This window comes from Collinsella aerofaciens, assembly GCF_002736145.1.
Taxonomy (GTDB): Bacteria; Actinomycetota; Coriobacteriia; order Coriobacteriales; family Coriobacteriaceae; genus Collinsella; species Collinsella aerofaciens_A.
In genome coordinates, this window is record NZ_CP024160.1 from 1,741,926 (window position 1) to 1,761,784 (window position 19,859).

Sequence of the window (19,859 nt, forward strand, 5' to 3'; positions counted from 1 at the left end):
CTACGTTTCCCCAAAATCGAAAGGCTTCCATGAATCCCAGGACTAAATCTCAGGACATTCGCGACTTGAGCCAAAACGATATTCGCGAGCTCGTGGCCGAACTTGGCCAGCCCGCCTTCCGCGCGAAGCAGCTCATCGAATGGGTCTTTGAGAAGAACGTTTGTTCGTTTGACGATATGACCAACCTTCCCAAGGCTTTCCGTGAGCAGCTTAAAGAGGCTTTTGCCTTTGATACGCCGACTGAACTCACCAAGCAGGTTTCCAAAGATGGCTCGCGCAAGTATCTGCTCGAGTACCACGATGGCATTTCCGTCGAGACTGTCGGCATGCCCCGTCGTAACAAGCTTTCTGTCTGCGTTTCCACCCAGGCAGGCTGCGGCATGGGCTGCGCCTTTTGCGCTACCGGTCTCAACGGCCTCAAGCGCTCTCTGACCGCTCAAGAGATCGTCGACCAGGTGCTTCATGTATCCAACGACTTTGGCGAGCGTGCCACAAGCGTTGTCTTCATGGGCCAGGGCGAGCCGTTTGCCAACTACAACGAGGTTCTCAAGGCATTGCGTATCCTAAACGACCCCGATGGCATCGGTATCGGCGCTCGTCACCTCACCGTCTCTACCAGCGGCGTTATTCCCGGTATTCGCAAATTTGCCGATATCCCCGAGCAGTTCACTCTTGCAGTTTCCCTGCATTCCGCCATCCAGTCGACGCGCAATAAGCTCATGCCCGGTGTTAAGAAGTACACGCTGCTTCGCCTTCACGAGGCGCTTCAGCTCTACACCGAGAAGACTGGCCGCCGCCCGACCTATGAGTATGCCATGATCGAAGGCGTCAACGATACGAATCCCGAGATGCAGGCGCTCTGCGACTTCTGCGAGGGAACGCTGTGCCACGTTAACCTCATTCAGCTTAACGACATCGAGGGCAGCCCGCTCAAGCCGTCGCCGATTCATAAGGTTGAGGATCTTCAGCGTCGTCTTGAGTCCCGTGGCATCGAGACCACGATTCGTAACTCCCGTGGTAACGATATTGACGCTGCTTGCGGGCAGCTGAAGCAGCGCTTCAAAGTTCAGAAGAACGCATAGGGGAGTCGCACCCCAAAACGTTTCATGTGAAACATCGAACGGCCCCGGTTGCAGGATATGCAACCGGGGCCATTTCATTTATTGACCTCAATTTTGGACCAGCTGCTACCTTTCCCATTTTTTACGGACAAAATAAGGGGCCCTTGTCTCATGAATCAGACAAGGGCCCCTCAAAATATGCAGGGTAATTGTTAGGTACCTAATAGCCTACATTTTCCCATTGGTTGCTAACCCAACCTTGATTAATCTTAGGATTTTTCGTTACCTGAGCAGTCCGCATGGCAACATCTTCTGTCATAACATCCATTTTCTTCTTGGATGTATCAACGATATCTTGCGCGCCACGAAGCAAACGACCTCGAAGTTCATCGTCTGTCGCGATCTTATAGCCAGCAAAGGCACCAGCCGCGACAGTCGTCGCCAATGCAATTGCAGTAAAAATCTTATTCCTCATCTTGGCCACCTTGATCAAACTGAATCATTTCACCAAGAATACGAGAGAGCTCTTCCTCGTCTTTAAACTCAATCTCAATCTTATTCTTTCCACGCGAACTCTTCACGCGCACGTTGGTATTAAATACCTGACGAAGTACACGCGCAGCCTTTTTAAAAGACTGAGGCGTTGCAGGCCGCGGCGTCTTAGGTGTCTCTCCGGCAGAAAACAATGGAGCAAGATTTTCTGTCGCTCTTACGGAAAGGCCCTCCGCAACAACCTTCTCTGCAAGTCGAATTCGAGCATCCTCATAGGGAACTGCAAGAATCGCACGTGCGTGACCAGCAGTAAGTTTACCCTCAAAAATCATCTGCTGAACTTCTTCGGGGAGATCGAGAAGGCGCAGCGAGTTTGTAATTGCAGAGCGTGACTTGCTTACGGCCTTCGACAATGCCTCCTGGGTCATACCGCTAGCATCGATGAGCTGGCGATAGCCCTTAGCCTCTTCGACGGGATTCAGATCAGAACGCTGAAGGTTTTCGATAAGAGCAAGAGCGAGCATTTCCTCATCATTAACTTCCTTAATGATGACAGGCAGTTCCTCAAGACCAGCAAGCTTTGACGCCTGGTAACGACGCTCACCAGCGATGATCTCATAGCCGTTTCCATGCTTGCGAACCAAGAGCGGCTGCAAAACGCCATGTTCTTGGATTGACTCGCTCAACTCGCGAAGTTCAGTTTCATTAAAGTGAATTCGCGGTTGATTAGGGTTGGGAACGATATCCTCAATAGGTAGTTTTGTTTCAGATGCGGCATTTGAAGCAGATGCAGCGGAACCACCGGTCTCATACTCGGCCTCAGAGACCAAAGCATTGAGTCCACGCCCCAATCCGCCACGTTTCTTTGCACTAGGCACGCTTGATCACCTCTTTTGCAAGGTTCATATACGCTTTTGCACCCTTGTTTTGAGGTGCATAGGTAATTACCGGTTCTCCAAAAGACGGAGCTTCAGAGATTTTAACCGTACGGGGAATCAGCGTCTTAAACGCCTTATCACCAAAGTACGATTGAACTTCCTCAACAACCTGATTCGACAAAGAAGTACGTGAGTCATACATGGTCATAAGCACGCCATAGGTGTCTAAGCCCTTGTTCAGACGTGATTTGACCATCTTCATTGACTCAAGCAGCTTCGTAACGCCCTCAAGTGCGTAATACTCACACTGGATTGGAATCAAAACGCTATCTGCTGCGGTCAAGGCATTGATAGTAAGCAGGCCGAGCGAAGGAGGACAGTCAATGAAAATAAAATCGAACTCGTCCTGAATCGGCTCAAGCAAATCTTTGAGGCGGGTTTCACGAGCAATTGCGCTTACGAGCTCAATTTCGGCACCTGCAAGCTGAATCGTAGCTGGAATTACGAATACCTTTTTGCAATTTGTATCAAGAACAAGCGATTCTGCCGGCACATCATTCAACAATGCATCATAGATGCAGTGATCAAGGTCTTCTTTTTCAATACCAAATCCACTGGTGCTGTTTCCCTGCGGATCAAAATCGACAATCAGTGTCTTACGACCCTGCTCACCCAGTGCTGCTGCAAGGTTTACAGCCGTCGTTGACTTTCCGACGCCGCCTTTTTGATTGATGATTGCAATGATACGCGTGTCTTTTGCGCTCTTAGAACGCTTAACGTCGCGAAATCCCACGGTCCCTCCTGGTGTGTATTAAAGCTGTCAAACGGAGGATGTTTCACGTGAAACATTCCGATTCGATATCAACCGCCATGTTTCACGTGAAACACTGCAAGTTGTTAGTATCCATTATGTTTCACGTGAAACATCTAGGCAAGCGGATTCTTCTTTGCCATGCCATTTGCACGAGGCAATGAAACGGATGCTGGATGACTCTTTTTAAGAACAATGAACTCCCTGTGGCCCAAGCCCTCAGGCAAATCGATTGCATCATTCAGAAGCAAAGTGAAGCCGCAAATCTTAGCTGCTGACATGCCGGAAGCAAGCTCCTCATCCGAAGGATTACCCTTGGTGATAACAAATAGCCCTCCATCCTTGAGGAACGGAGCTGCATACTCAACAAGAATCGGTAGAGGAGCCAGTGCGCGGGCGGTTACGACAGAGAACTGCTTCTTATGGCTTCGAGCATATTCTTCAAGACGATCATGGACCGCATGAGCATGTTTCAATCCAAGAGCATGGACAAAAGAATTGACAGCATCAACCTTCTTGCCAACAGAGTCAATATAAGTAGCTTTACGATGCGTGGTTATGGTTAAAGGAATACCGGGGAATCCCGCACCTGTTCCCATATCGAGCAAAGCTCCCTCAGGAGCCTTATTGATATAAGGGAGCAAAACAAGAGAGTCGAGGATATGAAGAACCGCAGCATCTTCTATGTTAAGAATACGGGTGAGATTGGTTGTCTTATTTGTTTCCAGAACCAAATCCAAATGCTGAATACATTTCCTCAGCTCAACATCAGTTACGCTCAAGGAATACTCTTTGCAATAGGAAGTTAGACGACTCAACATCTCGTCAGCCTGCTGATCAGTAAGTACTAACAACGAAAGCTCCTTTCTGACAAAAATGAGTGTATCGAGAACTTTTGACAAAAAAAGGGGACGTGGAAACCACGTCCCCTTAGCATAAGCTCGAGTAGTTTATCGAGCAACAATCACCACATGGCGATCGGGATCAGAACCCTCAGAATGAGTATCGACGGCGTCATTGCCACGAAGTGCAATGTGAACCAGTCGGCGCTCGTAGGCATTCATGGGCGGAAGCGAAACACTCTTATGAGTGCGGATGGCACGCTCGGCAGCAGACTGAGCCATGGAGGCAACCTTGTCCTGACGGCGGCTCTTGTATCCCTCGACGTCCACTACAACCGGATACCTAAAGCCGAGCTTGCGGCTCACCAGCAATGAGAACATAACCTGAAGGGCATCAAGGGTGCGACCATGACGGCCAATGAGAACAGCAAGGTCGGGAGCCGTTACATCCAAAATCAGCTCACCCTCGTCGCCCTCATACTCATCGATAGGAGAGTTGGCGGCATCGAAGTGCGAAAGGATGGAACGCAGGATGGAAATCGCAACATCGGCAATGGTGTCGAGCTCCTCATCGGTCAGCTCTTCACCGGCCTTGTAGCGCTGTGCAATCTCGGGATAATCGCCCGCGACCTGCGGGGCAACCTCCTCAAGCATATCCTCGATGATCTCTTCAGACATAACGTACTCCAAAAGTTAGGTACCTAAATAAGATTGATATCCCACTACTTCTTCTTGTGCGGGCGCGGCTTCTTCTCGCGACGAGTGACCTCAACCTGCAGCGGCGCGTTCTTAAGACGCTCCTCCTCATCGGCCTTCGCCTTGTCGATGACCTTCTGCGTCACAAAAATCTGCTGGATAACCTGCCAAGCAGACGAGACGTCGTAGTACAGCAGAACACCAACGGGAAGGCTCCAGCCCATCCAAAGCATCATGACCGTCATGACAACGGCCATCATACGCATACTCTGAGCCTGCTGGCCGGTCTGGTTGCGCGACATATAGAGCTGCGGAATCAGGGTCAGGACAGCGAACAGGATCAGGCAGACCAGCGCAGGCAGCGCGACCATAAAGCCATCGGCAAAGGAGGCACTCGGCGTGGTGGTCAGGTCGGGCAGAATATTAAAGAACGAGAACGTGCCGTCGTTAAAGTAGTCCGGCAGGTTACGCAGCAGCGTAAAGAGGGCGAACAGGACAGGCATCTGAATCAACAGCGGCAGACAACCAGCCATCGGGTTGAACTTGTTCTCGCTGTAGAACTTCTGCATCTCCTCGGCCTGACGCTGGGGATCGTCGGCATAGCGCTCCTGGATCTCGAGCATCTTGGGCTGCAGCACCTGCATGCGCGCCGTCGACTTAGTCGACTTGAGCATAAGCGGCGTCAGCAGCAGACGGATGATGACCACCAGGATGATGATGGACAGGCCCCAGTCGACCGCAAAGGTCTGGATGAGCTTGAGCAGCTCGAAAAGGATGTTAACGATCCAATCCCACATGTAAGTTTTCCTCCGATAGCGAGTGCCCGCTAGGGCACAGGGTCATAACCGCCGACGTGCAGGGGATTGCAGCGAGCGATGCGCCTCACGGCAAGCCAGCAGCCTCTCAAAACACCGTACTTCTCAATCGCCTGGACGGCGTATTGCGAGCACGTTGGGTAATAAATGCAGGCGTCAGGCAATAAGGGCGAAATAACCTGTTGATATATGCGAATAGGAGCGATGGCAACACGTCGCAAAACGTGATTGCTCATCGCTCCTCCCCGGCAACGCCGGCGCGTTTCATAAGCGAACGCAATGCATTGTCCATCTCCTGCGGCGAGGAAACCCTCGTCTTGGGAGTTGCGAACAAGATGATGTCATAACCCGCAACGGGAAATCCACAGCTGCGGGCGGCCTCGCGCATCACACGCTTAGAACGGTTGCGCACGACAGCACAACCGAGCCGTTTAGCACCAACGAAGGCGACCCTTCCGGAGTCGCCTTCGCCAACCGATTCACATATGGTCATTCGAATCAGAGGGTGATTGAAACGACGCCCCTGACTGAACACATGCTCGAAATCTTGCCGAGACTTAATAGTCTTCATGCGAGATGTGTGTATCGCTGCTAGACAGTGAGACGCTTGCGGCCCTTGGCGCGACGACGGGCGAGCACGGCACGACCACCCTTAGTGGCCATACGGGCACGGAAGCCATGGGTCTTGGCACGCTTACGCTTATTAGGCTGATACGTACGCTTCATCTTAAGTTCCTCCTGCTGCATTTCGAGTGTCCGCGGGGGCGCGGACGCAGATATAGACACGTGAGCTTGAAGATTGTAGGGAAATCAATGTTCAAATGTCAAGAAATCAAAGGTAAAAGGTTGCGCAGTTCACACGGTTCCCCCATAAGCCGAGCTCGATTTAGCGGTGCATGGCAACTTTTCACGATATTTCATCGAGTTTTCAACAGGTCATGTTGGCAATGTTGAGAACTTTTCGTCCGTTTTCCAAAGTTTTCAACAGGTTTTGAAAAGTTGTCGAAAGATGAGAAACATTGCCCGGTGAGCTACTATTTGTTCGAAACCTTTTGAAAGATTGCGAGCGGCATGTCTGACGACTTTTACACCATGGTCGATTCCGGAGACCCGGCACCCGACAACGAGCACATCACCGGCGTGCGCGAAGAGCGTAAGGAAGGCGAGCAGACGACCACGCGGGCGCCAAAAGCCATGTACGCCGCGCGCATCGCCGTCTATGACGACATGCTGTCGACACCGCGTGTGATCGTCATTGATCCGCAAGATGTCCGCACGTATTTGGAAGAGACGACCAACACCGTCTACCAGTGCATGAAAGAACAGGGTGGCCATATCTCGCTCATGGTCATCCGCGAGATTGTCGAAAACTTTATCCACGCGCACTTTGCCGAGCCCATCATCTCGATTCTGGACGGCGGAGACACCATCCGCTTTGCTGATCAAGGACCCGGCATCGACGACAAGGAGCGCGCTTTCGACTTTGGCGTTACCAGCGCAAACAGCAAGATGAAGCGCTATATCCGTGGAACCGGAGCAGGGTTTCCCATGGTGCAGGAGTATTTGGAAAACGCCGGCGGGGCCGTGTCCATCGAGGACAACATGGGCAACGGCACCGTGGTTACGGTAAGCCTGGACCCTAAGCGCGTGCAGGAAATCGAACGCGCCGGCGGACGCGGTGCTGCCGTGCGGCCCGAGACGGAGCAGCCCACATATCCCCTGCCGGGAGCTTTTGCGCAGCAGCCCATGGCAACGCAGCAGATGCAGCCCCGCGTGGGACAGATGCAGCAGCCCGGAATGCTTCCTACACAAGAGCCCCAGGCGGCATCGGTGTCGATGCCGCCAAACGTGCCAGAGGCCATGCCGCTGGCGGATCAGGATGCAGCGGCAATGCAGCAGGCGACGGGGGCGCCGGGTGGCCAGCAAATGGGCTATCAGCCGTACCAACAGGGATATCCATATCAGCAGATGCCGCCACTGGGGTATGGCCAGCAGTTCCCGCAGCAGTACCAGCAGGGATATCAGCAGCCGTACCAGCAGATGCCGCAGCAGCAGTACAACCCCTGGGCCCAGCAGATGCCTCCGCAGCCTTACCAACAGTGGCCTCAAAGTTTTCAACAGCAAATGCCGCCGATGCAGAGTTCTCAACAACCAGCAGCTCAAATGATGTATCCTAATGCAGCAAATCAGTATGCGCAGCCACAACCGGACGTGTTCGTAAGCGATCGCGGCAACGCCGCGCTGGGCTATCTGGCGCAAAATCAAGCGTGCGGTGCTACCGATCTGGCGAGGGCGTTTGGAAACTCGGCCCCCACTTGGTCACGCACGCTCAATGACTTGGCGCAGGCCGGCTTGGTCATCAAGCATGGCCAGAAATACCATCTGACCGAACTCGGCGCCGCTCGCGTGCGAGCTCAGAGCTAAAGAACGGGAGAGACAGTGGACGAGGAAGCAAGCATCATCCTGGGGGATGCCATCGCCTTTTGCCAGCGCGACGGCCAAGATGCACGCCTCATCAACATGCTGGGGCAATCGCGCGCCATAAGCCTGACCGAAGATACGCTCACGATCGAGGCCCCCTCGCGCTTTGCCATCGCGCAGCTCAAAAAGCATCAGCCGACTATTGAGGCCTATCTGGAAGAAATCGCCTTTGCACCGATTGCGCTCGACATCGTGGCACCGCAAGGCACCGCAGCGGAATCCGCTGCCGCGACGGCGCCCGCCACGGCACCCGCTGCTTCCCCGGCGGCGCCGGCCTCCGCAGGCGACGTGCCGACAATCGAGCACCAGCACAGCGATGTTTCCCGTGAAACCATGGCACCGTTGCCGACCGCGGCGGCGACGTCAACGAACGCACCCGTCACGCACATGCCCATCGCTCACGACGCAGCGGCGGGCGCAGATTCGGGCATCGCAATCAAGAACACGCTCTCGGCCGATGATTTTCGTCGCATGATGAACCAGATGAAGGGCGGAGCGCCGACTAAGTCCACGCAAGCCGCGACCCCCGCTTCACCCATGCCAGCACCGACCGTACTGGCCGAGCAGAATACGGATGGAGCCCCGCTCGCCGCGAACTCAAAATTTACCTTTGAGAACTTTGTCTACGGCCCCGAGAACAGCCATGCCTATCGCTCGGCACTCAAGTTTGCCGCCCTCGCGGACGAGCGCGGCACGTGCACATCACTGTTCATCTACGGCAAATCGGGCCTGGGCAAGACGCACCTGCTGCTTGCCATCAAAAACGAGCTCGCCGAGAAGTCGCCCGAGATCAAGGTCAAGTATGCCAACTCCCAGGCATATCTGGACGACCTGATGACCGAGTTCGACCGCCAAAAGAAGAGCAACGCCCCCATCATGCAGGCGTACCACGGCGTGGACGTGCTCATCATCGATGACATCCAAAACATCATCGGCAAGCGCGCGAGCGTGGACTATTTTTTCCAGCTCATGGACGAGTTCATCCGCAACAACAAGAAGGTCGTCATCGCGGCAGACCGCGCCCCCAAGGACCTGAGCATGGACGAGCGTCTGACCAGCCGCTTCAACGCCGGCATGCTCTGCCTGGTCGCAGAGCCCAGCTACGAGATGAAATACAAGATCTTGCAGCGCTATTACGAGAACACCATCGTCGCCGCTCCCGAGGCAGGCGACGACTCGCTGCTGGCGGCCTATGGGGGCGACAGCGGGCACCTGACCGACGAGCACTTTAAGCACATGGCTGAGGTCTCGGGCACCAACATCCGCGAACTCGAGAGCTTCTGTGAGCGCTGCGCCGGCGAGGCGGGCGACCGCGAACGCGAGGGCGGGGAGCTCAACTTTGACGATATCGACGCCATCGCCAGCCAGTACTTCGACACATCGGCCAAAAAGATCAACGTCCAGACGGTTCAGTCCGTCATCGAAGAGCAGTACGGCGTGACGCACGAGGAGCTCATCGGCCCGCGTCGCAACGCCAATATCGCCAAAGCACGCCATATTGCCATCTATCTGGCCATCGAGATGTGCGAGATGACGACCACGGCGGTGGGCGCCGAATTTGGCAACCGCAACCACTCGACCGTCAGCACGAGTTACAAAAAGGTCCAGAAGATGATCCAGGAAGACCGCACCGTCACCGAAGACCTCAAGTCGCTGCGCGATAAAATTACACTGCGCTCGTAGGGAAATAGAGACACCTGTTGAAAACTTGTCGAAACCACGGGCATAAGGTGTCTAAAACCCAACCCGCGGTGATGAAAAGTTTTGCGCAGGTTTTGAACGTGGAAAACCACCCCTGTTGCACACAGGTTGCTGTCGATTCTCTTTCTGGGTCTGACCTGCGTCTTTGGGAGTAATCAACAGTTTCGTCAGTGCTATTACTATTATTAAGATATTTATATCTATAGAAAGGTATTAAAAGATGAAGTTCACCGTCAGCCAGAGCTCGCTTACACAAGCCATCGGCGTCGTTATGAAGGGTGTCGCTTCGGCATCCACCCTCCCCATCCTGTCGGGCGTGCTCGTTAAGGCCCAAGACGGCATCTTGGAATTCCAGACCTCTAACTACACCATCTCGATCCGTCATCGCATCGCGGCGCATGTCGAAGAAGAGGGCGAGATGGTTATTCCCTGTAAGATGCTCTCCAATATCACCAAGACCCTCCCCGATGCCCCGGTCACCTTTGAGCTGTCCGAGCGCCAGGTGCTGATTGGTTGCGAGAAGAGCTCTTTTAGGCTGAACACGCTCGATGCCAATGACTTCCCCGAGTTTCCGGCCTATGCCATCGAGAGTGCCGTGGAGCTGCCGACCGATGTCTTGTCCGAAATGGTCGGCCGCGTGTGGCGCGTCACCTCGACCGACAAGGCTCGCCCCATCCTGGGCGGCGTGCACATGAAGGTCGAGAACAACACCGTACGCCTGGTAGCGACCGATTCCTTCCGCTTGGCCGTGTGCGATACGCAGGTCGAGACCTCGACCCTCGAGGGCTCCTTTGAGCTCAACGTTCCGGCTGACGCCTTTAACGACGCGCTGAACATCATGGCCAGCCAAGCGACCATCATGATCGGGGCTACCGACACCCAGGTCGTCTTCGAGGCCGGCAACACCACCTACGTGTCGCGTCGTATCGAGGGCGTGTACCCCAACTACAAGCAGCTCATCCCCGATTCGTGCGTGACGAGCGTCAAGATCGACGTCGCCGCCTTTAACGCCGCCCTCAAGCGCGTGGCCGTTATCGCGAGCGCCAACCCCGCTGTCAAGTTCGAGATCGATGTCGAGAACGGGCAGATGGGCCTGTCTTCCATTTCCAATGACCAGGACCTTGCGCAGGAGACGATCGATGTCGAGGCCGAGGGCGAGTCGGGCACCATCGCCTTCAACTACCATTACATCTTCGGCTGCCTCAATGCCCTGTCCAAGGAGAAGGAGATCACGCTGGAGCTCAAGAGCTACTCGCAGGCGGGCATCTTTAAGTCCTACGACAAGATTAACTACCTGTACCTGGTCATGCCGGTCCGCATCTAGCGCTGCGCCATGACCATGTTCGCCCGCGATCTTTCCGTCGCGCACTACCGCAGCTTCGATAGTTATCGCCTTGCCCTGGACGAGGGCGTGACGATACTTGCGGGACCCAACGCGGCGGGAAAGACCAATCTCATAGAGGCGCTGCAGCTGCTGACGAGCGGCGCCTCGTTTAGGCATCCGACCGCAGCCGAGCTCGTCCATGACGGCGTGGGCTCGTGCAAGATTGAGCTGAGGCTCGAGGGCGACGGCCGCGTGCTTGATATGGGATTGAGCGCGGAGGACGGTAAGCGTTCGTTTAGCCGCAACGGCAAGAGATGCTCTGCCGCCGGTGTGCGCGGGGTTCTGCCGAGCGTGCTGTTTTGCCCCGACCATCTGGACATGGTTAAGCGAGGCGCCAGTGTGCGCCGCGCCGCCCTCGATGACTTTGGCATGCAGCTGAGCGCACGCTATGCCGATCTTGCGAGCACCTATGGGCGCTGCGTAACCCAGCGCAACGCCTTGCTCAAGGAGACCTGGTGCTGCCGCGAGATGCTCGGCGCGTGGAACGATTCGATTGCCCGCGCGGGCTCGGCCCTGCTCGTGCACCGGTTGGCCCTGCTCGACCGGCTGGCGGGTCATGTGCACACTGCCTACGGGCAAGTGGCGTCCGGTGAGGCCGCCAACGTGACCTATGCGTCCACGCTGGGGGATTTGCCCCAGGTCGAGGATCGCGAAGAGCTGAAGGGTTGGGCGTACGAGCGCATGCTGGCTGCCCTTGATGAGCACGCCGACGAGGAAATTCGCCGCGGCGTGACGTTGGTGGGACCGCACCGCGACGAGATCGAGTTCACCGTGGCGGGTCGCTCCGCCCGTTCATTTGCCAGCCAAGGTCAGCAGCGAACGTTGGTGCTGGCCTGGAAGGTGGCCGAGGTTGCCGTGGCTCGCGATGTCCTGGGCACCGCCCCGCTGCTGCTTTTGGACGACGTGATGAGCGAGCTCGACGGCGAGCGTCGCGGCGCTTTCCTGCGGCTGATCGGCGATGATATCCAGACGGTCATAACTACGACCAACCTGGGGTACTTTACCGATGACCTGCTTGATCGAGCCAAGGTGGTGAGCATGGGTGAGACGTGCTAATTACGAGCGCGAGAGCGAAACGGTCGCCTTCAGCGGGTTTTTGAACGCAGAGCGCCAGCGCATCTTGGCGGCTGCGACCCCTGAGCGCCGCGCGCAGATGGAGGCCGCCGAGGAGTCGCGCACGGTCTATCGCGCATGGAACGCTGTGTGCTCGGGCACGCGCGAGGGACGGCATGTGACGGGACTGCGCTACCTGCCCGAGTCCAATGAGCTGCTGGTGTATCTCGACTCGCCCTCGTGGACGCAGGAAATGACGCTGTTGCGCGAGATCATCCGCGCGCGCATGGAGCGCGCCGGTGCGCATGTGGACGGCCTGGTGTTCAAAACCACCGCGCCCGGTCACACGCCGCCCGCCGCCAAGGAACGCCTGCGCCCGGCGCCGACCGAGCGACCGCCGGCCCCGCACGCCGACCTAAGTGAGGCCGAGCGTACCGAGATCGAGTGCCAAGTGGCGCCCATCGAAGACCAAAAACTGCGCGAGGCCCTCGAGAATGCCATGAGAGCCAGTGCTGAGTGGGCCAAGGGCGTGCAAAGCAAAAAAGAGCCTTAAATCGCATCTGGTGGCCTTGTAGAGCCAAATACCCTCGTTCCCGAGGGTATTTTTTTACGATAAACTAGTAAGGCTGTACACATTTTCTTGACTGAAGGAGGACGTGTGGCAAACGAAAACGATTACGATGGCGGCGAGATTAAGATTCTCGAAGGTCTCGAGGCCGTTCGTAAGCGCCCGGGCATGTATATCGGCTCGACGAGCGCCAGCGGTCTGCATCACCTGGTGTGGGAGATCGTTGACAACTCCGTCGACGAGGCCATGGCCGGTTTCTGCACCGAGATCCAGGTGACGGTCCACGCCGACAACTCCATCACGGTCGTCGACAACGGGCGCGGCATCCCCGTCGACGAGCACCCTGTTAAAAAGATCCCGACGCTCGAGGTCGTCATGACGATCTTGCACGCCGGCGGTAAGTTCGATAACTCGGCCTATAAGGTCTCGGGCGGCCTGCACGGCGTGGGCATCTCCGTCGTCAACGCGCTGTCCAAGCGCGTGGTCGTTCAAGTTCGTCGCGATGGCAACACCTACGAGATGGAGTTCTCGCGCGGCAAGACCGTCAAGAAGATGGAGGTCGTGGGCACCTCGGACTCGACGGGCACCACCGTCACCTTCTGGCCCGACGACGAGATCTTCGAGACCTGCATCTACGATTTCGATACGCTGCACAACCGTCTGCAGGAGACGGCGTTCCTCAATAAGAACCTCAAAATCGTGCTGACCGACGAGCGCGAGGCGACTCCCCACGTGGAGGAGTTTTGCTACGAGGGTGGCATCATCGACTTCGTCAAGTTCCTCAACGAGGGCAAGGACGTCCCTGAGGCCTTTAAGGAGCCCATCTACATCGAGGGCAAATCGGACCCGGACGCGCCTGTGGCCAAGATGGGCGAGGTCGAGGTTTCCCTGCAGTGGAATGGCGGCTACGGCGAGAACGTCATGTCGTTTGCCAACGACATCTACACTCCCGAGGGCGGCATGCACCTTGAGGGCTTCCGCACCGCGCTCACCCGCGTGATCAACGACTACGCGCGCAAACAGAACCTGCTCAAGGAAAAAGACGCCAACTTGACCGGCGACGATGTGCGCGAGGGCCTTTCGGCCGTTATCTCGGTCAAGCTGCCCGATCCGCAGTTTGAGGGCCAGACCAAGGCCAAGCTCGGTAGCTCCTATATGCGCGCGCTCACGCTCAAGATCGTGACCGACGGACTCGCCGATTACCTCGAGGAGCATCCCAAGCCCGCTCGCGAGATCGTCAAGAAGGCGCAACAGGCCTGCAAGGCGCGAAACGCCGCCCGCAAGGCGCGCGAGGCGACCCGTCGCAAGAGCCTGCTCGAGACGGCGTCCCTGCCCGGTAAGCTCGCTGACTGCTCGGTGCGCGATGCCGAGCTGACCGAGCTCTTCATCGTAGAGGGCGACTCGGCAGGCGGTTCGGCCAAGGACGGCCGTCGCCGAGACATCCAGGCGATTCTGCCCCTGCGCGGCAAGATTCTGAACGTCGAACGCGTTGGTGACCATCGCGCGTTCTCGAGTGACACCATCCAGTCGCTGATTACCGCGATCGGCTGTGGCGTCACGACGAGTGCCGGCGACGGCGGCGACTTCGATATCACCAAGGCGCGCTACCACAAGATCATCATCATGACCGATGCAGACGTCGACGGTGCGCATATCCGCATCCTGCTGCTGACGTTCTTCTACAAGTACATGCGTCCGCTGATCGATGCCGGCTACGTCTATGTTGCCTGCCCGCCCATCTTTGGCATTAAGGTGCGCAACAAGATCCACTACGTGTATCCCAACGGCCGCCAGCCCGAAGACGAGATCCTGCGCGACACCATCCAGAGCCTGGGCCTGAACCCCGACGATAACGACGAAGACGGCAAGGCCAAGGATGGCAAGATCACCAAGAAGCGCAAGGGCTATACCGTCCAGCGCTACAAGGGTCTGGGCGAGATGGACCCCAAGCAGCTTGCCTCGACGACGATGGACCCCAGGACCCGTATCCTGCAGCGCGTGTCGATCGAGGACGCCGTGGTGGCAGACCGCGCCGTGCGCGAGCTGATGGGTTCCGAGGTCGGCTATCGCCGTGAGTACATCGAGAAGCATGCACATGATGCACGATTCCTTGACGCTTAAGAGGAGGTAACGTGGCAGACGATATCAACAATAACGAGGGTATGGGCGAGGCCGGCGATGCCGGCATGCCCGACGATCTGAAGCGCCTGCTTGCCCGTGCTGAGCAGGGCGAGGACGGCGATCCTGACGCCTATAACCCCGATGCCGATGATGACGAGGAAGAGGACGACGACGGCGAGCTCGAGGAGAGCTTTGGCGAAGTCGATCGCGGCGCCTCGGCCGGCGAGGATATCAATGGCGGCCAGCTCCAGATTTCGGAGTTCGGTCGCGAGATGAAGCAGTCGTTTATCGAGTATTCGATGTCGGTCATCACGGCGCGCGCCCTGCCGGATGTGCGCGATGGCTTAAAGCCGGTGCACCGCCGCATCCTGTACGCAATGAACGAGAGTGGCATCTACCCCAACCGCCCACACAAGAAGTCGGCCTGGACGGTCGGCGAAGTTATCGGTAAGTACCACCCGCATGGCGACTTCGCGGTCTATGAGGCCATGGTCCGCCTGGCGCAGTGGTTCTCTATGCGCACGCCGCTCATCGACGGTCACGGCAACTTCGGCAACATCGACGGCGACGGCGCGGCAGCCATGCGTTACACCGAGAGCCGCCTGGCCAAGCCCGCCATGGAACTGCTGCGTGACCTGCAGAAGGATACCGTCGACTGGCAGCCCAACTACGACGAATCGCTCGCCGAGCCCGTGGCACTGCCTGCACGCTTCCCCAACCTGCTGGTCAACGGTAGCCAGGGCATCGCCGTCGGCATGGCCACCAACATCGCCCCGCACAACCTCACCGAGGCGATCGAGGCCACCTGCTACCTGATCGATAATCCCGACGCCACTGTCGACGAGCTCATGCAGATCATGCCCGGTCCGGACTTCCCCACCGGCGCCATCATCATGGGCAGCGCCGGCATTAAGCAGAGCTACGAGACCGGCCGCGGCTCCATTACCGTGCGCGCCAAGGCACATGTGGAGTCCACCAAGACCGGCCGCAACCGCCTGGTCTTTACCGAGATTCCCTACATGGTCAACAAGGGCACCCTGCAGGAGAAGATCGCCCAGCTCGTCAACGACAAGCGCATCGAGGGCATCTCGGACATGCGCGATGAGTCCAACCAGAAGGGCATCCGTCTGGTCATCGAGCTCAAGAAGGGCGTCATTCCGCAGGTCGTGCTCAACAACCTGTATAAGTACACCTCGCTGCAGACGACCTTCGGCGCCAACAACCTGGCGCTCGTCAACGGCGTTCCCAAATGCCTGAGCCTGCGCGAGATGCTGCAGCACTACATCGATCACCAGGTCGACGTCGTCACCCGCCGCACCCGCTTCGACCTTAAGAAGGCCCAGGCCCGCGCGCATATCCTCGAAGGCTACCTGATGGCTCTCGACCATATCGACGAGGTCATCAGCATCATCCGTTCCTCGCAGACCGATTCCGAGGCCAGCAGCCGCCTGATCGAGCGCTTTGGCTTTACGCCCGAGCAGACCACGGCCATCCTCGAGATGAAGCTGCGCCGACTGACCGGCCTGGAGCGCGACAAGATTCAGGAAGAGCTGGACGGCCTGCGCCGCGCCATCGCCTACTACGAGGACCTGCTGGCGCACGAGGAGAAGATCCTGGGCGTCATTAAGGAAGAGATGCGCGAGATCTCCAAGAAATTTGGCGATAAGCGTCGCACCGAGATCAGCCAGGTCGAGAAGGACCTGGACGTCGAGGACCTCATTGCCGACGAGGACATGGTCGTGACCATCACCCACACCGGCTATGTCAAGCGCATCCCGGTGGCCGCCTACCGCGCCCAGAAACGCGGCGGCAAGGGCGTGTCGGGCGTCAACCTCAAAGAGGACGATGTCATCGACGAGATGTTCATCGCGTCCACGCACGAGTACGTGCTGTTCTTCTCGAGCAAGGGCAAGGTCTATCGCCTGAAGGTGCACGAGCTGCCGGTGGGCACGCGCCAGGCGCGCGGTACCGCGATCGTCAACCTGCTGCCCTTCGAGGAGGGCGAGAAGATCGCGAGCGTCATCAGCTGCCGCGAGTTCCCTGCCGACGAGTACCTGATGTTTGCCACCAAGAGCGGCATGGTCAAGAAGACCGTGATGAGCGCATATGACCGCAGCCGTCGCGACGGCCTGATCGCTATCAACCTGCGTGACGACGACGCGCTGCTGAACGTGCGCCGCGTGCGCGAGGGCGACAAGATTATCCTAGCCACCACCGCGGGCAAGGCGATCATGTTCTCCGAGGAGCAAGTGCGCGCTACCGGCCGCGATACCAGCGGCGTTCGCGGTATCGGTATGAAGGACGGCGTGAGCGTTCTGGGCATGGAAGTCACTAACGGCAACGGCGATCTGTTTGTCATCACCGAGCGCGGCTACGGCAAGCGCACACCGGTTGCGGACTACCCGGAGCAGAATCGCGGCGGCCAGGGTGTCTACACCATCCAGATGACCGAGCGTAAGGGTAACCTCGCGGCCATGAAGACGGTGGGCCCGCAGCACGAGCTGTTCATCGTGACGGAGGGCGCGACGGTCATTCGCGTCAAGACCGATGAGATTAGCCAGACTGGCCGCGCCACCCAGGGCGTCAAGATGATGACCGTCGACGACAACGACCGCATCTGCGCCGTAGCCCGCATGACGGCCGCCAAGGAGAAGCCCGAAGGCGCCGAGGCCGCAGCCGACACCGAAGAGGCCCCAGTCGACCTAGGCGACGGCAACGACATGCCAGAAAATCTCCTAGACGAGTAAGAGGCCCTAGCTGGTAGAAAATATCAGACCCCATATATCGGCGGTCGGCGCACTGCGCGCCGACCGCTTTTTTGACAATCGTGGAACCTGTGTCTGACGGGCGGGCGGGATGGGTTAGGTTTGTCGCGAGTTCCGCACGCAAAGAAGGCCACTTAATGTGGCCTTCGTCTTGCGCAGGACTGTCCGAGCAGCAAACCTAACCCATCCCGCCCGCCCGTCAGACACGCCCCCAAAGATTTTCAAAAAAGTTGTTGACGCGCGCGTAACGACTCGTCTAATATATCCCTTGCGCGATGGACCTGTAGCTCAGTTGGTTAGAGCGTCCGGCTGATAACCGGGAGGTCACAAGTTCGAATCTTGTCAGGTCCACCACTTTCTTTCGCAATAAACACCCCAGCGAGAGCCGAGTCGCCGCTGGGGTGTTTATTACTGTCTCCGTGGGGGTTTAGCTCAGCTGGGAGAGCGCGGGCTTTGCAAGCCTGAGGTCAGGGGTTCGATCCCCCTAACCTCCACCATGATGGACCTGTAGCTCAGTTGGTTAGAGCGTCCGGCTGATAACCGGGAGGTCACAAGTTCGAATCTTGTCAGGTCCACCATCAAAACCGTGAAGAGCCTCGAGGCAATTGCCTCGAGGCTTTTTTCTTACCTACTGAAAGTAGTCAAAAAGGCCCCGTCCCAAATTAACTACTTTGATTTTGTGTGCTGTGCGAAAGTTTGGGTAGTATAGCTATTCAATGCGGCGGGCTGCCGCGTGTTAACCGCTACGTACCGGAGGTGTTCCATGGTTCGTGTCGACATAGAGACCATCGTCATGGCCGCCGGTCCCGTGCCATCGCTTATCGTGCTTCGTGAGCGCAGCAGCAAATCGGACTCGCCCGCGCCACTGCGTTCCCTTTCCATTCAGACTGGTTCGTTTGAAGCTGCTGCCATCAGCCGCGGCATCGATAGCGGCCGCGCCGAGCGCCCGATTACCCATGACCTGCTGCTCGATACCGTTGACGCCCTGGGCGCCAAACTCGAGCGCATCGAGATCGTTCGCGCCGAGCCGCCGGTGTTCTACGCGACGATCGTCGTACTGGCCGATGGCGAGGAGCGCAAGATCGACGCCCGCCCCAGTGACGCCATTGCCCTTGCCGTGCGCAGCAATGCCCCCATGTTTGTGGAGGACGACATCATGAATCGCCTGGGTACTGTTTCTACCCACGCCGAGGAAGTCGACGACGAGCAAGAGTTCGAGAAGTTCGACGAGTTCGTCCATACGCTCTCCCCCGATGACTTCTAAATGCGGGGCGGCAGAGTTGCGGAGTGTTCGCTGATGGCCGGCGGTATGTCGGCTGAGGCGGCGGCCATTGCGCGCGAGGCCCAGATGCGCTCGGAGGCTTCTGAGGCGGCACGCATTGCCTATGTGACGCAGGCCCGCACGCTTCGCGAGCGCCGCGGCTCGTTTATCAAGATGGTTGTCGTCTCCGCCCTTGTCGCGGCAATCTGCTCGCGCCTTCGTGGTACAGTTGGTGCGCTTGGGTTTTCGATTTCAACAGGCTTGGTAATCTGGGGTGTGGTCGATGCAGTAATGCTGACCAACCAGATCAAGGTACTCGACAAGCGCGCGATGGATATGATGCGCGCCCGCGACGCTGCCGCCAAGATCGCCGCCGAGGCACAGGAACTGTAACGACGCCAGACTCGATGGGAAGGTCTAAAGATGGCACAGGATATGCAGGACGCCGGTAACGTCTCCGCCGAGCTCGACGCCATGGTGTGTGACCTGATTGGTGCGTTCTTGGACGACCTTGCCGCCGGCGAGAATCCGGGCGTAGTTGTGGCGATCGAGGACGCTGCTTCCAACCGATATCTGGCGGCGCTCGACGAGGACGGCGAAGAGGCGTGCCTCGAGGCGGCCACCAACTTTATCTCCGAGCACAAGATGGGTCTTAAGGACGAGGGCCTGGGCCGCATCGCCCGCTATGCCATCGGCTACACCGGTTGTGTCGAAATTGACGGCGGCTATCACGACGCCTTACTCGTGAGCTTCTTCGAAACCACGCTCGAGAGCGGTTTTTCGGCATACGTGCTGTATGAGGGCATGGGCGCCGGCGATGGTTTTATGTGGAGCGACCCTGAACCTGCAGGTGAGGAAACCCCTCTTATCTAAAATCGCTAAAATAAACGAGTTTTCGGTAAAAGGCTCAATATTCCCGCTGAGCGTTGT

General features: G+C 57.4%; 20 protein-coding genes and 3 tRNA genes. 14 read left to right on the plus strand and 9 right to left on the minus strand.

Going from position 1 to position 19,859, the window contains the following annotated elements; all coding sequences use genetic code 11:
* Positions 1-29: 29 nt before the first annotated feature.
* Positions 30-1,082 carry a dual-specificity RNA methyltransferase RlmN gene (rlmN, locus tag CSV91_RS07575; RefSeq protein WP_099432404.1) on the plus strand — a complete coding sequence of 351 codons (1,053 nt, stop codon included), beginning with the start codon at positions 30-32 and terminating at the stop codon, positions 1,080-1,082.
* 199 nt (positions 1,083-1,281) lie between these two features.
* Here the strand turns inward: rlmN and CSV91_RS07580 are convergent, their stop codons facing one another.
* From CSV91_RS07580 to rpmH, 9 genes are all read right to left on the minus strand, one after another.
* Positions 1,282-1,536 (minus strand): hypothetical protein, encoded by a 255-nt coding sequence (locus CSV91_RS07580; RefSeq protein ID WP_099432405.1) that lies wholly within the window; start codon positions 1,534-1,536, stop codon positions 1,282-1,284.
* A complete protein-coding gene (locus CSV91_RS07585; protein ID WP_172622466.1) occupies positions 1,526-2,431 on the minus strand; it encodes a ParB/RepB/Spo0J family partition protein in 906 nt (301 codons plus the stop codon). The genes CSV91_RS07580 and CSV91_RS07585 overlap by 11 nt, the downstream gene beginning before the upstream one ends.
* Positions 2,424-3,224 carry a ParA family protein gene (locus CSV91_RS07590; protein ID WP_022093800.1) on the minus strand — a complete coding sequence of 267 codons (801 nt, stop codon included), beginning with the start codon at positions 3,222-3,224 and terminating at the stop codon, positions 2,424-2,426. Before CSV91_RS07590 ends, CSV91_RS07585 begins: the two co-directional genes overlap by 8 nt.
* A 134-nt stretch (positions 3,225-3,358) precedes the next feature.
* Positions 3,359-4,024, minus strand: coding sequence for a 16S rRNA (guanine(527)-N(7))-methyltransferase RsmG (gene rsmG / locus CSV91_RS07595; protein WP_232049588.1), 666 nt, complete (start codon positions 4,022-4,024; stop codon positions 3,359-3,361).
* Between the two features lie 168 nt (positions 4,025-4,192).
* Positions 4,193-4,762 (minus strand): Jag family protein, encoded by a 570-nt coding sequence (locus CSV91_RS07600; RefSeq protein ID WP_022093802.1) that lies wholly within the window; start codon positions 4,760-4,762, stop codon positions 4,193-4,195.
* A 44-nt stretch (positions 4,763-4,806) separates the two neighbouring features.
* Positions 4,807-5,577 carry a YidC/Oxa1 family membrane protein insertase gene (locus CSV91_RS07605; protein ID WP_055251326.1) on the minus strand — a complete coding sequence of 257 codons (771 nt, stop codon included), beginning with the start codon at positions 5,575-5,577 and terminating at the stop codon, positions 4,807-4,809.
* A gap of 29 nt (positions 5,578-5,606) precedes the next feature.
* A complete protein-coding gene (gene yidD / locus CSV91_RS07610; protein WP_022093804.1) occupies positions 5,607-5,831 on the minus strand; it encodes a membrane protein insertion efficiency factor YidD in 225 nt (74 codons plus the stop codon).
* Entirely contained in the window at positions 5,828-6,166 is a 339-nt protein-coding gene (rnpA, locus tag CSV91_RS07615) for a ribonuclease P protein component (protein WP_082435526.1), read from the minus strand. Before rnpA ends, yidD begins: the two co-directional genes overlap by 4 nt.
* Positions 6,167-6,186: 20 nt before the next feature.
* Positions 6,187-6,321 (minus strand): 50S ribosomal protein L34, encoded by a 135-nt coding sequence (gene rpmH / locus CSV91_RS07620; protein ID WP_019127408.1) that lies wholly within the window; start codon positions 6,319-6,321, stop codon positions 6,187-6,189.
* Positions 6,322-6,666: 345 nt separating this feature from the next.
* Here rpmH and CSV91_RS07625 point away from each other — a divergent pair, with 345 nt between their 5' ends.
* The 13 genes from CSV91_RS07625 (at position 6,667) to CSV91_RS07685 (ending at position 19,802) form a co-directional block, all read left to right on the plus strand.
* Positions 6,667-8,019, plus strand: a complete 1,353-nt coding sequence (locus CSV91_RS07625) for an ATP-binding protein (protein WP_099432407.1) — start codon at positions 6,667-6,669, stop codon at positions 8,017-8,019.
* A gap of 15 nt (positions 8,020-8,034) precedes the next feature.
* Positions 8,035-9,759 (plus strand): DnaA ATPase domain-containing protein, encoded by a 1,725-nt coding sequence (locus CSV91_RS07630; RefSeq protein ID WP_099432408.1) that lies wholly within the window; start codon positions 8,035-8,037, stop codon positions 9,757-9,759.
* 238 nt (positions 9,760-9,997) lie between these two features.
* Positions 9,998-11,101: a DNA polymerase III subunit beta gene (gene dnaN / locus CSV91_RS07635; RefSeq protein WP_099432409.1), complete on the plus strand. Its 1,104-nt coding sequence runs from the start codon at positions 9,998-10,000 to the stop codon at positions 11,099-11,101.
* A gap of 9 nt (positions 11,102-11,110) precedes the next feature.
* Positions 11,111-12,217 carry a DNA replication/repair protein RecF gene (gene recF / locus CSV91_RS07640; protein ID WP_099432410.1) on the plus strand — a complete coding sequence of 369 codons (1,107 nt, stop codon included), beginning with the start codon at positions 11,111-11,113 and terminating at the stop codon, positions 12,215-12,217.
* Complete coding sequence (locus CSV91_RS07645) at positions 12,204-12,767, plus strand: DciA family protein (protein ID WP_099432411.1); 564 nt, start codon at positions 12,204-12,206, stop codon at positions 12,765-12,767. Before recF ends, CSV91_RS07645 begins: the two co-directional genes overlap by 14 nt.
* Before the next feature lie 105 nt (positions 12,768-12,872).
* Entirely contained in the window at positions 12,873-14,903 is a 2,031-nt protein-coding gene (gene gyrB / locus CSV91_RS07650; protein WP_099432412.1) for a DNA topoisomerase (ATP-hydrolyzing) subunit B, read from the plus strand.
* 41 nt (positions 14,904-14,944) lie between these two features.
* Complete coding sequence (gene gyrA, locus CSV91_RS07655) at positions 14,945-17,650, plus strand: DNA gyrase subunit A (protein WP_172622503.1); 2,706 nt, start codon at positions 14,945-14,947, stop codon at positions 17,648-17,650.
* A 295-nt stretch (positions 17,651-17,945) separates the two neighbouring features.
* Positions 17,946-18,022: transfer RNA gene (locus tag CSV91_RS07660), tRNA-Ile, on the plus strand.
* Between the two features lie 67 nt (positions 18,023-18,089).
* Positions 18,090-18,165: transfer RNA gene (locus tag CSV91_RS07665), tRNA-Ala, on the plus strand.
* Between the two features lie 4 nt (positions 18,166-18,169).
* Positions 18,170-18,246: transfer RNA gene (locus tag CSV91_RS07670), tRNA-Ile, on the plus strand.
* 185 nt (positions 18,247-18,431) lie between these two features.
* A complete protein-coding gene (locus tag CSV91_RS07675; RefSeq protein ID WP_099432413.1) occupies positions 18,432-18,932 on the plus strand; it encodes a bifunctional nuclease family protein in 501 nt (166 codons plus the stop codon).
* 33 nt (positions 18,933-18,965) lie between these two features.
* Complete coding sequence (locus CSV91_RS07680) at positions 18,966-19,322, plus strand: hypothetical protein (RefSeq protein ID WP_117735835.1); 357 nt, start codon at positions 18,966-18,968, stop codon at positions 19,320-19,322.
* 30 nt (positions 19,323-19,352) lie between these two features.
* Entirely contained in the window at positions 19,353-19,802 is a 450-nt protein-coding gene (locus tag CSV91_RS07685; protein WP_089572580.1) for a hypothetical protein, read from the plus strand.
* Positions 19,803-19,859 lie beyond the last annotated feature (57 nt).

What these genes read in the sequence shown, in the direction of transcription:
- rpmH (WP_019127408.1), bottom strand. Translation starts at nt 6,321, where the DNA reads ATGAAGCGTACGTATCAGCCTAATAAGCGTAAGCGTGCCAAGACCCAT.
- rnpA (WP_082435526.1), bottom strand. Translation starts at nt 6,166, where the DNA reads ATGAAGACTATTAAGTCTCGGCAAGATTTCGAGCATGTGTTCAGTCAG.
- dnaN (WP_099432409.1), top strand. Translation starts at nt 9,998, where the DNA reads ATGAAGTTCACCGTCAGCCAGAGCTCGCTTACACAAGCCATCGGCGTC.
- gyrA (WP_172622503.1), top strand. Translation starts at nt 14,945, where the DNA reads ATGGGCGAGGCCGGCGATGCCGGCATGCCCGACGATCTGAAGCGCCTG.
- CSV91_RS07600 (WP_022093802.1), bottom strand. Translation starts at nt 4,762, where the DNA reads ATGTCTGAAGAGATCATCGAGGATATGCTTGAGGAGGTTGCCCCGCAG.
- yidD (WP_022093804.1), bottom strand. Translation starts at nt 5,831, where the DNA reads ATGAGCAATCACGTTTTGCGACGTGTTGCCATCGCTCCTATTCGCATA.
- CSV91_RS07625 (WP_099432407.1), top strand. Translation starts at nt 6,667, where the DNA reads ATGTCTGACGACTTTTACACCATGGTCGATTCCGGAGACCCGGCACCC.
- rlmN (WP_099432404.1), top strand. Translation starts at nt 30, where the DNA reads ATGAATCCCAGGACTAAATCTCAGGACATTCGCGACTTGAGCCAAAAC.
- CSV91_RS07685 (WP_089572580.1), top strand. Translation starts at nt 19,353, where the DNA reads ATGGCACAGGATATGCAGGACGCCGGTAACGTCTCCGCCGAGCTCGAC.
- CSV91_RS07605 (WP_055251326.1), bottom strand. Translation starts at nt 5,577, where the DNA reads ATGTGGGATTGGATCGTTAACATCCTTTTCGAGCTGCTCAAGCTCATC.
- CSV91_RS07675 (WP_099432413.1), top strand. Translation starts at nt 18,432, where the DNA reads ATGGTTCGTGTCGACATAGAGACCATCGTCATGGCCGCCGGTCCCGTG.
- CSV91_RS07680 (WP_117735835.1), top strand. Translation starts at nt 18,966, where the DNA reads ATGGCCGGCGGTATGTCGGCTGAGGCGGCGGCCATTGCGCGCGAGGCC.
- CSV91_RS07580 (WP_099432405.1), bottom strand. Translation starts at nt 1,536, where the DNA reads ATGAGGAATAAGATTTTTACTGCAATTGCATTGGCGACGACTGTCGCG.
- recF (WP_099432410.1), top strand. Translation starts at nt 11,111, where the DNA reads ATGACCATGTTCGCCCGCGATCTTTCCGTCGCGCACTACCGCAGCTTC.